We start from the raw sequence: 15,335 nt of genomic DNA, 5'->3' as shown, positions 1-15,335 counted from the left end.
GATGCAATTGCATAAACTACTTGTACCAGGGCTGATTTCTCTGACGCTGCTCAGCGGTTGTTCACTGTTTAGCGGTGAAGAAGACGTGGTAAAAATGTCTCCACTGCCGACAGTTGAAAACCAGTTTGAACCTGAAAAAACATGGAGCACTTCTGTTGGTAGCGGTATTGGTGATTTCTATTCCAATCTGCACCCAGCATGGCAAGACGGCAACGTTTATGCCGCAGACCGCCGTGGTACTGTTAAAGCCGTAAACGCGGATGATGGTAAAGAAGTCTGGTCTGTTGATCTGTCTGAAAAAACAAACTTTTACTCCAGCAATCTTCCGGCACTGCTTTCTGGTGGCGTAACGGTTGAAGGCGCGCATGTTTACGTTGGTAGTGAGAAAGCACAGGTTTATGCGCTGAACACCTCTGATGGTAGTATTGCGTGGCAAAACAAAGCCGCTGGCGAAGTGCTTTCTCGCCCGGTAGTGAGTGACGGTTTAGTTCTGATCCACACCAGCAACGGTCAGCTTCAGGCATTTGATGAAGCAGACGGCGCGGTGAAATGGACCGTGAACCTGGATATGCCAGCGCTTTCCCTGCGTGGCGAATCTGCACCAGCCACTGCGTTTGGTGCTGCTGTAGTCGGTGGTGATAATGGCCGTGTCAGCGCTGTGCTGATGAAACAAGGCCAGCTGATTTGGCAACAACGTATTTCTCAGGCAACCGGTGCAACTGAAATTGACCGTCTGAGCGATGTTGATACCACTCCAGTCATCGTGAATGGCGTTGTTTATGCCCTGGCATACAACGGCAACCTGACTGCGCTGGACTTACGTTCAGGCCAGATCATGTGGAAACGTGAACTGGGCTCAGTGAACGATTTCATCGTGGATGCAAACCGTATTTTCCTCGTCGATCAGAATGACCGCGTTGTCGCGTTAAACGCTGATGGCGGCGTGACTCTGTGGACGCAAAGCGATTTGCTGCACCGTAATCTGACCGCTCCTGTTCTGTACAACGGTTATCTGGTTGTTGCCGACAGCGAGGGTTACATGCACTGGATCAATGCTGACGATGGTCGCTTTGTTGCCCAGCAAAAAGTGGACGGTTCTGGCTTCCAGACTGAGCCAGTTGTTGCCAGCGACAAGCTGCTGATTCAGGCAAAAGACGGAACGTTATACGCTATTAAGCGTTAAACTTTCCTGAAGCAATATTGATTGCGAAACGGTTCCCGTAGTCCGGGAGCCGTTTCCTGTTTTTAGAAACGGTGTGATTTGACGCCGTTTTATGATGAATTTTGAGTTATGAGGCTTTTATCATGGTACCTGTGGTTGCGCTTGTCGGGCGCCCTAATGTCGGAAAATCCACGTTGTTTAACCGCTTGACGCGTACCCGAGATGCGCTGGTCGCGGATTTCCCGGGGCTGACTCGCGACCGCAAGTATGGTCGTGCTGAAGTGGAAGGTCGCGAATTCATTGCCATTGATACCGGTGGTATTGATGGCACTGAAGATGGCGTTGAAACGCATATGGCTGCTCAATCGTTATTAGCGATTGAAGAAGCTGATGTCGTGCTGTTTATGGTTGATGCGCGTGCGGGCCTGATGCCAGCCGATGAAGCCATTGCAAAACACCTGCGTTCACGTATGAAGCCAACCTTCCTGGTGGCGAACAAAACTGACGGTATGGACCCGGATCAGGCGGTAATTGATTTTTACTCCCTGGGTTTAGGTGAAATCCACCCAATCGCTGCATCTCACGGTCGTGGTGTCACCACACTGCTTGAACATGTTCTGATTCCGTTCATCGACGAAAAAAATCCGCGTGAGCCGGAAGAAGAAATTGATGAAGATGCGGCTTACTGGGCGGCATTCAATGCTAAAAACGGCATTGTTTCTGAAGATGACGAAGAAATCGAAGAGGAAGAAGAAGCCTTCAATCCTATCGATTTGCCTATCAAACTGGCAATCGTTGGCCGTCCAAATGTAGGTAAGTCAACGCTTACCAACCGTATTCTTGGCGAAGACCGCGTTGTGGTTTACGACATGCCGGGCACCACGCGTGACAGCATCTACATCCCAATGGAACGTGATGAGCGCGAATTCATTCTTATCGACACCGCTGGTGTCCGTAAGCGCGGCAAAATCACTGAAACCGTTGAGAAATTCTCGGTAATCAAAACGCTGCAAGCGATCGAAGATGCAAACGTTGTATTGCTGGTGATTGATGCCCGCGAAGGGATTTCCGACCAGGACTTGTCTCTGCTCGGCTTTATCCTCAATAGTGGGCGCTCACTGGTGATCGTGGTCAACAAGTGGGATGGCCTGAGCAACGAAGTCAGAGAACAAGTTAAAGAGACACTGGATTATCGTCTTGGCTTTATCGACTTTGCTCGCGTGCACTTTATCTCCGCACTGCACGGCAGCGGCGTGGGTAACTTGTTTGAATCTGTTCGTGAAGCCTATGACAGCTCCACGCGCCGCGTAAGCACTGCATTGCTGACTCGCATCATGTCGATGGCTGCGGAAGACCACCAGCCACCGTTAGTGCGTGGTCGTCGCGTTAAGCTGAAATACGCTCACGCCGGTGGTTATAACCCGCCAATCGTGGTGATTCACGGCAACCAGGTGAAAGACCTGCCGGATTCCTACAAGCGCTACTTGATGAACTACTTCCGCAAATCGCTGGATGTAATGGGTACGCCAATCCGTATTCAGTTCAAAGAAGGGGAGAACCCGTTTGCTAACAAACGTAACACCCTGACGCCGAACCAAATGCGTAAACGTAAGCGTTTGATCAAGCACATCAAGAAAAGCAAATAATTCGTTGCGGGCAATAACCCGCGAGTGAAAAATAAAAACCCGGTATCTACCGGGTTTTTTTATGTTTGTTACTTACTTCACACCATATTTGCTTTGCAGTTCAGTGATTCGTTGCTGATAAGCATCTTGCAGGCAGGCGTTTTTATCGTCTTCTTTCCAGCACTCATTGCGCCCCTTGATCCAGCCACGTTGTTCGGCTTTTAGCGTCGAGTTATTGTTGGATTTAGCCAGCGCGAGTTTGTAGGTTTCGGTCAATTTAACATCCTGGGCCGATAACGTTTTGCTTTGGCAAATAAGATCTTCCATGCTGCCTTTGCTCACCGCGGCACAAGCAAACGATGGGCCAGTTTGAGACGTGGTTTTTTTCCCTGCGACCGGGGCGAAACTCACTTCATCTTCAGCTAAACAGATGCCGTGTGTACGGTTTGGGCCGGTAAAGGAAATTTCCGGATTACCTTCTGCAGAGCGCCCAATGCTGATAACCGTTTTTCCGCTGCTCGCTTCCCAGTAGGTCGGGCTGCTCTGCTTGACCGTGGCCTTATTGCCATCAATCCACACACCGCCTTTCCCATCGCTATAAACCCCACCGGTTTTCCCACAACTAAAATTGAATGGTTGAGGTGCTGCAGCGAATGAAGCCAGCGGAATAAGCGTTAGTGCGAGTAAAATTAATTTTTTCATTTAAAACCCCAGATAAAAATTATGCTATTGAGATAGCGGTTTAACTATTTGATGCAACGCTGGATTATCGCTTTCGTCTTTAAGCTTTACGCCCGTTAAGCGGCGTAGAAATGCCTGTTCCAGCAACCAGGCCAGTTTAAATGCCGCGGCTTTATGGCACAAACCTTCCGGGCGAATGTTAGATATGCAGTTGCGTTCTGACTCCAGCCGTTTGCGCTCGGGTTTCCACGTTAAATACACCCCCAGACTGTCTGGTGAAGAAAGCCCTGGACGCTCGCCAATCAGCATCGCCACCGCTTTGCAGTGAAGTATCTCGCCAATATCGTCCCCCAGCGCGACACGTGACTGATGGGCCAATACAATGGGGGCCAGCGTTAGCCCGAGCGTTTCGGTATACGGTAATAACTCGCGAACAAGCGCAACAGCCTGGCGATGGACGGCGTGAGAAGAAAGCCCATCACCGATAACGATCAACAGATCGTTAGTTCTGGTCTGGTTTGTTTTCAGCATCTCGCGGCTTTCATCGCTCAGCATGCGCCCTAAATCCGGACGGCTCAGATAGATGTGCCGGTCGGGTGCTGCACTTTCTACCGTCAGTGTGGGTAAACCCAGTTCAGCCAATTCATGACAGATATCGTCGCTATGAAAGGGCTGGTGAACGGCATCTCTGGCCTGCGCGTGAGCAAGGCCAAAGTTGAGCACTTCTTTGGTTGGCAGGCTCGCACCGCTGCGGCCAAGAGCAATACGCGCGTCAGTAAACTCCCGTAATAATGTCCAGGCATCGGCAGTCATTACGTACCTCCCTGCGGGAGTGCGGTTAACAAGGGGTGACTGGCACCCGTGAGGCGAAGCTGCCCATGCGTATCTATAATTTGCATCCGTGTCAGCCAGTCGGCAAATTCTGGCGCATGTTTTAGCCCCAGCAAACGGCGGGCATAAAGGGCATCATGGAAAGAGGTGCTTTGGTAATTGAGCATGATGTCGTCCGCACCCGGTACGCCGATTAAGAAAGTCAGCCCAGCGTTACACAGCAGCGTGAGTAGCGTGTCCATATCGTCTTGATCGGCTTCGGCATGATTGGTGTAACAGACATCACAACCCAACGGTAAGCCCATCAGTTTGCCGCAGAAATGATCCTCTAATCCGGCACGAATAATCTGTTTGCCGTCATAAAGATATTCCGGGCCAATAAACCCTACAACGGTGTTGACCAGTAACGGATTAAAATGACGAGCAACCGCGTAAGCACGGGCTTCGCATGTTTGTTGGTCAACGCCGTGATGTGCATTGGAAGACAGACAACTGCCCTGGCCGGTTTCGAAATACATCACGTTATTGCCGAGCGTGCCGCGGTTTAAACTCAGCGCTGCATTGTGTGCTTCTTGTAACAATGCGAGGTTTATTCCAAAACCACTGTTGGCGGCTTCGGTTCCCGCGACGGACTGAAACACCAAATCGACAGGTGCGCCGCGTTCAATTAATTGCAGTGTGTTGGTCACATGCGTGAGTACGCAGGATTGGGTCGGAATCTCAAAGCGGCTAATGATGTCATCCATCATATGATTCAGCCGCTCCAGCACAGGCAGGCTGTCGCTGGCAGGGTTAATGCCAACCACCGCATCGCCTGCGCCATAAAACAGCCCGTCGAGCATGCTGGCGGCAATACCTTTTAAATCGTCGGTCGGGTGATTGGGCTGCAATCGCACGCTGAGGTGGCCGGGCAAACCGATGGTATTGCGAAATTGAGTGGTGACCTGGCATTTGCTGGCCGCCAGAATTAAATCCTGGTTGCGCATCAGTTTACTGACCGCTGCCGCCATTTCTGGCGTGATGCCTTTTGCGACCTCACGCAGTGTCTGGGTATCCGTGCTGTCATCAAGCAACCAGTCGCGAAAATCGCCGACGGTTAAATGGCTAATGGCCTGAAAAGCGTTTTTATCGTGAGTATCAATAATCAGACGGGTAACTTCATCGTCTTCATAGGGAATCAGTGGGTTATCGAGGATTTCACGTAACGAAACATCTGCCAGCGCCATTTTTGCAGCCATTCGCTCCTCAGCACTTTGCGCCGCAATACCTGCCAGATTATCCCCGGAACGCGCCGGGGATGCTTTTGCCATTAACTCCTTGAGGCTGGCAAACTGATAATTGTGATGTGCCAGAGTCGTGTTATACATTTGCCTTCCTCGAGAGATAGCTCAAAGTTATGCACGGTGCGCCAGCATTCTGGTGGCATCAAAAGATGAATATAGTTGAAGTATTGCAAGGAGTAATTATGGAAACCAAATGTCCGGTGTGTGAAAACACGCTACAGCCAACTGACTCAGGCGCATTCTGCGAAACTTGCCAGCAGAGTTTCCATCTCGAAGCGCGTTGCCCGGATTGCCACAAGCCGCTGGAAGTTTTAAAAGCCTGTGGCGCAGTAGATTATTTTTGCCAGAACGGGCATGGATTAATCTCGAAGAAACGCGTCGAGTTCGCGCCCATTGCCGGCTAAGTTTTAACTTTTCGCTGCTATTTTACGCTCGCGAACAGGTTTCACCGGTGTAATGCCGGTGACCTGGCTTTCAACCCAGCCATCTTCCAGACGCGTAGTGAGCGTATCCCCGGAATTCACCTGTTTGGTTTTCTTCAGCACTTTGCCGTCCGTCGCTGTCGTCACGCTATAACCACGTGCCAGCGTTGCAAGCGGGCTGACCGCTTCGAGCTGTGCGATAGCCGTGCCAAAGCGCTGGCGAGTGTTGCTCAGACGTGCCGTTACCACCTGCGATAATCGATATTCCAGCTGCTGCAAACGAGTTTGCGCTCGGTGGATTCGCGCTTGAGGTTGTTGCTGGTTCAAGCGTTGTGCGAGACGTTGTTGCTGTTGCGAGCTGCGCCGCAGTTTGGCATCCATTGCGACGGTCAAGCGTTGCTGCAAACGCTCAAGCGTCGTTTGCTGGCGAGCCAGACGCAGTTGCGGATGCTGTTGCTGCAAGCGGTGATGCAGACGCGTGAAACGCTGCGTCCGTTGGGCGAGGTAGTAATCCATCGCCATTTCCATACGCTGCTGTTGAGACTGGATTTGGCGTAGCAATTCGACTTGATTACGGCTGACAATTTCCGCTGCGGCTGAAGGCGTTGGCGCACGAACATCGGCGACAAAATCCGCGATCGTGACGTCAGTTTCATGCCCTACGGCGCTAACGACGGGGATCGTGCTGGCAAAAATTGCCCGAGCTACACGCTCGTCGTTAAAGCTCCACAAATCTTCCAGCGAACCGCCACCGCGCCCGACAATCAGCACGTCACACTCTTTGCGCAAATTTGCCAGTTCGATGGCGCGGACGATTTGCCCAGGCGCGTCGGCACCTTGCACGGCGGTCGGGTAAATGATTACCGGTAGGGAAGGGTCGCGGCGTTTGAGTACGTGCAAAATATCGTGCAGTGCGGCACCCGTTTTCGAAGTAATAACCCCAACCTGGCGGGCAGGACTCGGTAGTGGCTGCTTATGAATTTGCTCAAATAATCCTTCCGCCGTGAGGCGTTGTTTCAGCTCTTCGTATTGCTGCTGCAACAGACCTTCACCAGCAGGCTGCATACTTTCAACGATAATCTGGTAATCGCCACGCGGCTCGTACAGCGTCAGAGTGGCGCGCACCAAAACTTGCTGCCCATGTTGCGGCCGGAAGGTGACGCGGCGATTGCTGTTGCGGAACATCGCTCCACGAATTTGAGCGGTATCGTCTTTGAGCGTGAAGTACCAATGGCCGGAAGCCGGTTGGGTGAAGTTAGAAATTTCACCGCTGATCCAGACTTGCCCCATCTCTTGTTCCAATAGCATTCGGACCGTCTGATTCAGACGGCTGACGGTAAAAATTGAAGGGGAATTTATCGAAGACATGTGAGCCAGATCAAATTTTAAATCAGCGGGTTATTCGGTCAATAGTATCTTTCATATTGCACTTGGCAAGGAGTTTTCTGAAAAAAGTGTGGATGCAATCGATTCCGCTCTGTATAATGCCGCGGCAATATTTTATCTGTTCTCATTCACCCCAGGTTGAGATATTGCCATGCTACGAATCGCTAAAGAAGCACTGACGTTTGATGACGTTCTCCTCGTTCCAGCTCACTCTACAGTTCTGCCTAACACGGCCGATCTCAGCACCCAACTGACCAAAACTATTCGTTTGAATATCCCTATGCTGTCCGCAGCCATGGATACCGTAACGGAAGCCCGTCTGGCCATTGCATTGGCTCAGGAAGGTGGACTTGGTTTCATTCACAAAAACATGTCGATTGAGCGCCAGGCTGAAGAAGTCAAACGCGTGAAAAAACACGAAAGTGGCGTTGTGACTGACCCACAGACCGTGTTGCCGACCACCACTCTGCACGAAGTGAAAGAACTTACCGCACGTAACGGTTTCGCGGGCTATCCGGTTGTCACCGAGGCCAACGAACTGGTCGGTATTATTACCGGTCGTGACGTTCGTTTTGTGACTGACCTGAACCAGCCTGTTAGCGTGTACATGACCCCGAAAGAGCGTCTGGTTACCGTGAAAGAAGGCGAGGCGCGTGACATTGTGCTGTCTAAAATGCACGAAAAACGTGTTGAGAAAGCGCTGGTTGTCGATGGTAACTTCCATCTGCAAGGCATGATCACCGTAAAAGACTTCCAGAAAGCAGAACGTAAACCTAACGCCTGTAAAGACGACCAGGGCCGTCTGCGTGTTGGGGCTGCCGTTGGCGCAGGTGCGGGCAACGAAGAGCGTATCGACGCTCTGGTAGCCGCTGGTGTCGACGTTTTACTGATTGACTCCTCCCACGGTCACTCCGAAGGCGTTCTGCAACGTATTCGTGAAACTCGCGCGAAATATCCTGACCTGCAAATCATCGGCGGCAACGTTGCTACCGCGAACGGCGCTCGTGCGCTGGCAGATGCCGGTGTGAGTGCGGTAAAAGTCGGTATCGGCCCAGGCTCCATCTGTACCACTCGTATCGTTACCGGCGTAGGCGTTCCACAAATCACGGCGGTTGCTGACGCGGTTGAAGCGCTGGAAGGTACAGGCATCCCGGTTATCGCTGATGGCGGTATTCGCTTCTCTGGCGATATCGCTAAAGCTATCGCAGCAGGCGCTTCTGCGGTGATGGTTGGCGGCATGCTGGCAGGGACTGAAGAATCTCCGGGTGAAATCGAACTTTACCAGGGCCGTTCATTCAAATCCTACCGCGGTATGGGTTCTTTGGGCGCGATGTCCAAAGGCTCTTCAGACCGTTACTTCCAGACTGATAACGCAGCCGACAAACTGGTGCCGGAAGGTATCGAAGGCCGCGTGGCATACAAAGGCCGCCTGAAAGAGATCGTTCACCAGCAAATGGGTGGCCTGCGTTCCTGCATGGGTCTGACCGGCTGTGCTACCATCGACGAGTTGCGTACTAAAGCGGAATTTGTACGCATCAGCGGTGCGGGCATTCAGGAAAGTCACGTTCACGATGTGACGATCACTAAAGAGTCCCCGAACTACCGTATGGGTTCTTAAAATTTCTGCACCCGGCTTTCTGCCGGGTGTTTTTATTTTGTTTCACTTGCCTCGGAATTAGCGTCAATGACGGAAAATATCCATAAACATCGCATACTTATCCTTGATTTCGGTTCTCAGTACACTCAACTGGTTGCGCGCCGTGTGCGTGAGCTGGGCGTTTACTGTGAGCTGTGGGCATGGGATGTCACTGAAGCACAGATTCGTGATTTCAACCCAAGCGGTATCATCCTTTCTGGTGGCCCGGAAAGCACCACAGAGCTGAACAGCCCTCGTGCGCCAGAATACGTATTTGAAGCAGGCGTCCCGGTATTTGGTGTGTGCTACGGCATGCAGACCATGGCGATGCAGCTCGGCGGCCACGTTGAAGGTTCTAACGAACGTGAATTCGGTTACGCGCAGGTCGAAGTTAGAACTGACAGCGCACTGGTTCGCGGCATTGAAGATTCTCTGAGTGCTGATGGCAAACCGCTATTGGACGTCTGGATGAGCCATGGCGATAAAGTCACCGCTATCCCGTCTGACTTCGTGACCGTTGCCAGCACCGAAACTTGCCCGTTCGCGATTATGGCGAACGAAGAAAAGCGTTTTTATGGCGTGCAGTTCCACCCGGAAGTGACCCATACCCGTCAGGGCCAGCGTCTGCTGGAGCGTTTTGTTCTGGATATCTGCGGCTGCGAAGCGCTGTGGACTCCAGCAAAAATTATCGAAGATGCGATTGTTCGCCTGCGTGAACAAGTTGGCAACGACAAAGTGATCCTGGGCTTGTCCGGTGGCGTGGATTCTTCCGTTACCGCCATGCTGCTGCACCGCGCCATTGGTGACCGTCTGACTTGCGTGTTCGTCGATAACGGCCTGCTGCGTTTGAACGAAGCTGAACAAGTCATGGACATGTTTGGCGACCACTTCGGCCTGAATATTATTCACGTTAAAGGCGAAGAGCGTTTCCTGTCCGCGTTGAAAGGCGAGAACGATCCAGAAGCGAAACGTAAAATCATCGGCCGTGTTTTCGTTGAAGTCTTCGATGAAGAAGCTCTGAAACTGGAAGACGTGAAGTGGCTGGCGCAGGGAACGATTTACCCTGACGTGATCGAATCTGCTGCTTCTGCGACGGGCAAAGCACACGTCATCAAATCTCACCACAACGTGGGCGGCTTGCCGAAAGAGATGAAGATGGGGCTGGTTGAACCGCTGCGTGAGCTGTTCAAAGACGAAGTGCGCAAAATTGGCCTGGAACTCGGCCTGCCGTACGACATGCTCTATCGTCATCCATTCCCAGGCCCAGGTCTTGGCGTGCGCGTGCTGGGTGAAGTGAAGAAAGAGTATTGCGACCTGCTGCGTCGTGCCGATGCCATCTTTATTGAAGAGCTGCATAAAGCGGATCTCTATAACAAAGTGAGCCAGGCATTTACCGTGTTCCTGCCGGTGCGTTCTGTTGGCGTGATGGGCGATGGCCGTAAATACGATTGGGTTGTTTCACTGCGTGCAGTGGAAACCATCGACTTTATGACCGCGCATTGGGCACACCTGCCATACGATTTCCTTGGCCGTGTCTCCAACCGCATTATCAACGAAGTTAACGGCATTTCCCGTGTGGTTTACGATATTTCTGGCAAACCGCCAGCAACTATCGAGTGGGAATAACTTCTCAGTAACGCGATTCTAAGCCCGCTAAAAGCGGGCTTTTTTAATTATTGAATTCGCCGCGTAGTCCACCAAAAGAACAGTGCAAACAGACTGACTCCAGCCCCCAGCAGACATACGCCTTGCCAGCCAGAATAAGCATAAGTTGCTGTCGTACTGATAGCACCCAGCCCGCTACCGATTGCATAGAACATCATGTACAGACCGACCATTCGACTATGGGCTTCGGGACGGCTGTGAAAAATCATGCTCTGATTCGTCACGTGAAGTGCCTGTCCACCCAAATCGAGCAGCACAATACCGATAACTAATACGCCGAGCGACTGCCCCATTAGCGACAGCGGCCACCAGGCTATGAGCAATGCCAAAAGGGCGACTGCACTTGTGCGTTGTGCATATCCCCGATCGGCCCATTGCCCGGCTCGTGTCGCGGCCAACGCACCGACGACACCAACCAGCCCAAATGCGCCGATGGTGGTGTGAGAGAAGTTATAAGGTGGCACACTTAATGGAAGTACCAGCGCGCTCCAGAAGATATTAAACGCAGCAAACATCAGTAACGCCAGTACGCCGCGCACTTGCAGGACTTTATCCTCCCGCAGCAGGGTCAGCATTGAAGCGATCAGGCGCGGATAGCTCATGTTATTTTGCGTGACAGCCAGTCTGGGCAATTGTCGCCATAGTGGAAATGCAACCAAAAGCATCAGCGCAGCGCCGCAAAAATATACGCCGCGCCAGCCCGCTAAATCGCTAATGCCTCCGGAAAATACCCTAGCTAAAAGCAGGCCAATGAACACGCCGCTTTGTGCCACACCCACAACACGCCCTTGTTCATTTGGAGCCGCGGCACTGGCTGCATAGGCGATAAGACCTTGCGTCATCGCGGTCCCTAGTAAGCCCACGGCGAGCATGCCAGCGAGTAGAGCAGGTGCAGAGTGCGCCATGCCCACGGCGACTAGCGCTGCCACTAAAGCCAGCAACTGCAATGCCATCAGACGACGTCTATCTATTTGGTCACCTAATGGCACCAGAAACAGCAAAGCCAGAGCGCAGCCAATTTGTGTGGCTGTCACCACCCCGCCAACGGCTGCATGGCTGATTCCGAACTCCTGCGCTAGCGTGTCGAGCAAAGGCTGTGCGTAATAGACATTTGCTACGCTCAACCCACTGGCAATGGCGAAAAGCCACACCAGGCTGACGGACATATTCGTACGCCGTGTCTGCGTGCTGCTTTGATCTTGCTGTAACGGTGAGACAAGAGACGTTTTCATTCGGTATCAACTCCATTAACCTAGTTTCAAAATGAAACTGATTGAATGCTAGGTTAAGTAGTTTTAAAATGCAACTGGAAACCTGTTAACCATTTGAGGAAAAGCAATGCCGCCCCGTAAACCGATGAACAAAGAACCATGCCCCGTAGCCCGTGGCGTCGATCTCATTGGCGATCGTTGGTCGCTTCTCATCGTACGTGATGCCTTCGATGGCACACGCCGCTTTGGGGATTTTCAACGCAGTCTTGGCGTGGCGCGGAATATTCTCACTGACCGACTGCGCAAGTTGGTGGAGGGAGGCATTCTTGAAATGCAGGGTGCATCGGATGGTACGGCGTATCAGGAATACGTGCTGACAGCCAAAGGGCAAAGCCTGTTTACCGTTGTGGTGGCGCTGCGCCAATGGGGTGAACAGCATCTGTTCGAGAACGGCGAGCGTCATTCATTGTTGATCGATAAACGTTCGGGCAAGCCGATTGCTTTCATGACTCCCACTGCGCAAGATGGCACGGTGCTGGCACCAGATGCCACTGAAGTGCTGAAGGTAAAGTGAATCTACATGACACAACAGACGCAACAAATCGCACCGGCTAGAGTCAGTGTTATTATTTTTTAATTAAAAGAAGGCGTTACCGGCTATTGTTGTCCACGGACAGGCTACTTTGCTGTGCTTCTACTTTGTCCTGATGATGATACCAGGCACCGATGGCAGAGTAGACAAAACGGCCAAAAAGGAAGAGAAAACTGATAAGCAGAATAATGCGGGTCATACGATTATTGAATTTATGTCGTCTTCGCATACTCGTAACCTGTGTCACGCAAATGATCCTTGAGGTTTACCCATCAACCGTGGGCGGTGGCAATATTTAGGCATAGTGATGCCGCAAGGTCAAATCCTGTTCTTCTCAGAAATACACGCTAAATCATTTCTCCTTGTTATATAAACATTTCTTAATATTAGTTGATGAGTCTTTATGCAGTTACTTTTTTGCATATTTTGCAAATAAAGCACAAACTTATCGGAGAAATTGATTTAGATCATATTCATAACAAAATCCCTAACTAAAATCTGCACTCTATCCCATAGCGATATGGGCATAACGTCCGGGTTGGATACCTGTTCGAAACATACCCGAGCTGGATGATAGGGTTCCTGGCGAATTTCAATGTCTCTGGCAAGCTGGTATAAAAAAAATAACAACAAATGGTGGGCGCTGCCTCTGGTGCTGCCGAGCCTGTTTCTTCCTGTCGCTGAATGGTGTAACGCAAATACCATTATGGATGGGAGCCGTGTTTTCCTCATCTATATGCCGCTGGGCTTGATGACGGCTTTCTTGCTGGTTTTCGGCTGGGCCGCGCTACCTGGCATTATTCTCGCGCTACTCATTCGCTACATCCCCCTGAACGGCGGACTGACTGCATTGCTGGCGGTGGTTCACTTTGTGATTCCCATAGCTGTCAGTTGGGGAGGCTACCGGATATTCGTGCCGCGGCGCAGTTCGGTCATGTTCGGCGTCATCAAGTTAACCTCTCAACGCATGCTTTGGCTGGTCATTGTTAACTCAGTGCTATTCCTGGTCATCTACCAGATGGGGCTTTTCTTCGGCTGGTACGGTGGCGTTAATAACGTGGCTGCGGAAAGCCCTCTACACACCCGGACGCTTATCAATTTCCAGGCCGTGCTAGTCGGCTGCCTGACCGGAACGCCATTTTTCTATTCCCTCATTCGCATGTGCCGCAACCCGCGCTTTGTGTTTTCGTTCCGCTCGCGCATGAAAGCACAAATGCAGTCTGGCGTGACGAAGCTTGAGATTACGTTGTGGGCCGTGCTGGTCGCTGTTTTGGTCGGCTTATTATTAGTTCCGATTGATGATTTCAGCAGCATTTTCACCACCGACTATACGTTGACGCTGATTCTGCCGTTGATGCTTTGGGGCGCGATGCGCTTTGGTTTTCTGTTCATCACCACCGCATGGATGGTGGTACTCACCATTTTGTGCAGTGGTTTTCATAACTATCTGCCGCCGTATATGGGCTTCCAGCTTCACCTGGCGATAGCGTCATCCAGCTACGCGGTCTTTTCTATTACCATCTATTTGATGGCGGTGGTCACCACACGCCAGCGCTTTTTGCACAATAAAGCGCGTCGCGTGGCTTTTATCGACCCGATTGTACAAATGCCAAACCTGCGGGCGCTAAACCGGGATTTATCCCGTCACTCTTATTCAGCTTTAGCGTTTTTGCGCGTCCCCGAGTTGGAGTTGCTCGGTCGGAATTATGGAGTGCAGCTGCGCATTCAATATAAACAGCAGCTTAACGATTACCTCCAGCCGGTCTTGACGACTGATGAGCAGGTTTACCATTTGTCGGGGCATGAACTGGCTGTTCGCCTGGGTTATGACTCTTATCATGAGCGCATCGAAATCCTCGACCAGCGAGTAAAGCAATTCCGATTTATGTGGGATGGCATGGCAATGCAGCCACAAGTGGGCATCAGCTATTGTTATATTCGCCAGCCGGTTAACCATATTTCCTTCCTGTTGGGCGAACTCAGCACGATGGCTGATTTATCGCTCTCGACCTCTAAGCCTGAAAGTTTGCAGCAACAAGGTTCAAACCACGTGCAGAATGCGGTGAGAAAAAAAGTTGCGATGATGAACCGCCTGCAAGCCGCCATTGATACCGGAAGTTTTGTGTTGATGGCCCAGCGCATCGAAGGGATTCGGGGTGATGCTTACCATGAAATTTTGCTGCGCATGAAGGGCGATAACGAAGACGACAAAATGTTCACGCCGGATACGTTTTTGCCGGTGGCACATGAATTTGGCTTGTCTTCAAAAATCGACAAATGGGTATTAGAGGCCACGCTCAAATTTATGGATGAACACCGCGAGCAACTTCCCGGCAGTCGTTTTTCCATCAACCTGACACCGGCTTCCGTCGGGCGTTTGCAGTTTGCGGGTGAAGTGAAACGCCTGCTGGCGCGATACAAAATAGAACCCTGGCAGCTTATTTTTGAAGTCACCGAAAGCAATTCACTGACGAATCTTGAGCAGGCCAACGCGACGTTAACCGCGCTGCAAAATATGGGATGCCGGATAGCGATTGACGATTTCGGTACGGGTTATGCCAGCTATGCGCGGCTGAAAGATATTAGCGCTGACATCCTGAAAATCGACGGCAGTTTTATTCGCAATATTTTGACCAGCAGCCTGGATTACCAGATTGTCGATTCGATTTGCCAGTTAGCGCGAATGAAGAAAATGCAGCTGGTTGCCGAGTATGTTGAGAATGAGGCTGTTAAGGCAGCCGTTCAAAGCCTGGGGATTGATTACATTCAGGGATATTTGATTGGACGCCCGCGCTTGCTTGAATCACTGCTCACAAAACAGCGTTAAGGCAGAAAAAAGAA

Annotated in this window: 13 protein-coding genes; 7 read left to right on the top strand and 6 right to left on the bottom strand. The window is 51.4% G+C overall.

Features of this window, described 5'->3' with window-relative positions; genetic code table 11:
* Position 1: 1 nt before the first annotated feature.
* Both bamB and der read left to right on the top strand, forming a co-directional pair.
* The gene (gene bamB / locus D6029_RS13495) at positions 2 to 1,183 is read left to right on the top strand and encodes an outer membrane protein assembly factor BamB (RefSeq protein ID WP_120065248.1); all 1,182 of its coding nucleotides are present in this window, start codon (positions 2 to 4) and stop codon (positions 1,181 to 1,183) included.
* A 122-nt stretch (positions 1,184 to 1,305) separates the two neighbouring features.
* A complete protein-coding gene (der, locus tag D6029_RS13490; protein WP_120065247.1) occupies positions 1,306 to 2,808 on the top strand; it encodes a ribosome biogenesis GTPase Der in 1,503 nt (500 codons plus the stop codon).
* A gap of 72 nt (positions 2,809 to 2,880) precedes the next feature.
* Here der and D6029_RS13485 read toward each other — a convergent pair whose 3' ends face one another.
* The 3 genes from D6029_RS13485 to D6029_RS13475 are packed head-to-tail and all read right to left on the bottom strand — an operon-like array spanning position 2,881 to position 5,666.
* Positions 2,881 to 3,489 (bottom strand): lysozyme inhibitor LprI family protein, encoded by a 609-nt coding sequence (locus D6029_RS13485; RefSeq protein ID WP_120065246.1) that lies wholly within the window; start codon positions 3,487 to 3,489, stop codon positions 2,881 to 2,883.
* Positions 3,490 to 3,513: 24 nt separating this feature from the next.
* Positions 3,514 to 4,281 (bottom strand): ethanolamine ammonia-lyase subunit EutC, encoded by a 768-nt coding sequence (eutC, locus tag D6029_RS13480; protein ID WP_120065245.1) that lies wholly within the window; start codon positions 4,279 to 4,281, stop codon positions 3,514 to 3,516.
* Positions 4,281 to 5,666, bottom strand: a complete 1,386-nt coding sequence (locus D6029_RS13475; protein WP_120065244.1) for an ethanolamine ammonia-lyase subunit EutB — start codon at positions 5,664 to 5,666, stop codon at positions 4,281 to 4,283. Before D6029_RS13475 ends, eutC begins: the two co-directional genes overlap by 1 nt.
* A gap of 98 nt (positions 5,667 to 5,764) precedes the next feature.
* On the opposite strand from D6029_RS13475, the gene D6029_RS13470 reads away from it, so the two are divergent.
* Positions 5,765 to 5,986 (top strand): zinc ribbon domain-containing protein, encoded by a 222-nt coding sequence (locus D6029_RS13470; protein WP_120065243.1) that lies wholly within the window; start codon positions 5,765 to 5,767, stop codon positions 5,984 to 5,986.
* 3 nt (positions 5,987 to 5,989) lie between these two features.
* On the opposite strand, the gene xseA is transcribed toward D6029_RS13470, so the two are convergent.
* Positions 5,990 to 7,372: an exodeoxyribonuclease VII large subunit gene (xseA, locus tag D6029_RS13465; RefSeq protein WP_120065242.1), complete on the bottom strand. Its 1,383-nt coding sequence runs from the start codon at positions 7,370 to 7,372 to the stop codon at positions 5,990 to 5,992.
* 169 nt (positions 7,373 to 7,541) lie between these two features.
* On the opposite strand from xseA, the gene guaB reads away from it, so the two are divergent.
* The gene (gene guaB / locus D6029_RS13460) at positions 7,542 to 9,008 is read left to right on the top strand and encodes an IMP dehydrogenase (protein ID WP_120065241.1); all 1,467 of its coding nucleotides are present in this window, start codon (positions 7,542 to 7,544) and stop codon (positions 9,006 to 9,008) included.
* Between the two features lie 66 nt (positions 9,009 to 9,074).
* A complete protein-coding gene (guaA, locus tag D6029_RS13455; RefSeq protein ID WP_120065240.1) occupies positions 9,075 to 10,652 on the top strand; it encodes a glutamine-hydrolyzing GMP synthase in 1,578 nt (525 codons plus the stop codon).
* A gap of 47 nt (positions 10,653 to 10,699) precedes the next feature.
* Here guaA and D6029_RS13450 read toward each other — a convergent pair whose 3' ends face one another.
* The gene (locus tag D6029_RS13450; RefSeq protein ID WP_120065239.1) at positions 10,700 to 11,923 is read right to left on the bottom strand and encodes an MFS transporter; all 1,224 of its coding nucleotides are present in this window, start codon (positions 11,921 to 11,923) and stop codon (positions 10,700 to 10,702) included.
* Between the two features lie 106 nt (positions 11,924 to 12,029).
* On the opposite strand from D6029_RS13450, the gene D6029_RS13445 reads away from it, so the two are divergent.
* Positions 12,030 to 12,476, top strand: a complete 447-nt coding sequence (locus tag D6029_RS13445) for a winged helix-turn-helix transcriptional regulator (RefSeq protein ID WP_120065238.1) — start codon at positions 12,030 to 12,032, stop codon at positions 12,474 to 12,476.
* 76 nt (positions 12,477 to 12,552) lie between these two features.
* Here D6029_RS13445 and D6029_RS13440 read toward each other — a convergent pair whose 3' ends face one another.
* Complete coding sequence (locus tag D6029_RS13440; protein ID WP_120065237.1) at positions 12,553 to 12,741, bottom strand: YfgG family protein; 189 nt, start codon at positions 12,739 to 12,741, stop codon at positions 12,553 to 12,555.
* 348 nt (positions 12,742 to 13,089) lie between these two features.
* On the opposite strand from D6029_RS13440, the gene D6029_RS13435 reads away from it, so the two are divergent.
* Positions 13,090 to 15,321 (top strand): sensor domain-containing phosphodiesterase, encoded by a 2,232-nt coding sequence (locus D6029_RS13435; RefSeq protein ID WP_120065236.1) that lies wholly within the window; start codon positions 13,090 to 13,092, stop codon positions 15,319 to 15,321.
* The last annotated feature ends 14 nt before the right edge of the window (positions 15,322 to 15,335 follow it).

It is taken from the genome of Buttiauxella izardii (assembly GCF_003601925.1).
Taxonomy (GTDB): Bacteria; Pseudomonadota; Gammaproteobacteria; order Enterobacterales; family Enterobacteriaceae; genus Buttiauxella; species Buttiauxella izardii.
Note: the sequence above shows the minus strand (reverse complement) of the source record. Positions and strands in the feature narration are given on the sequence as shown.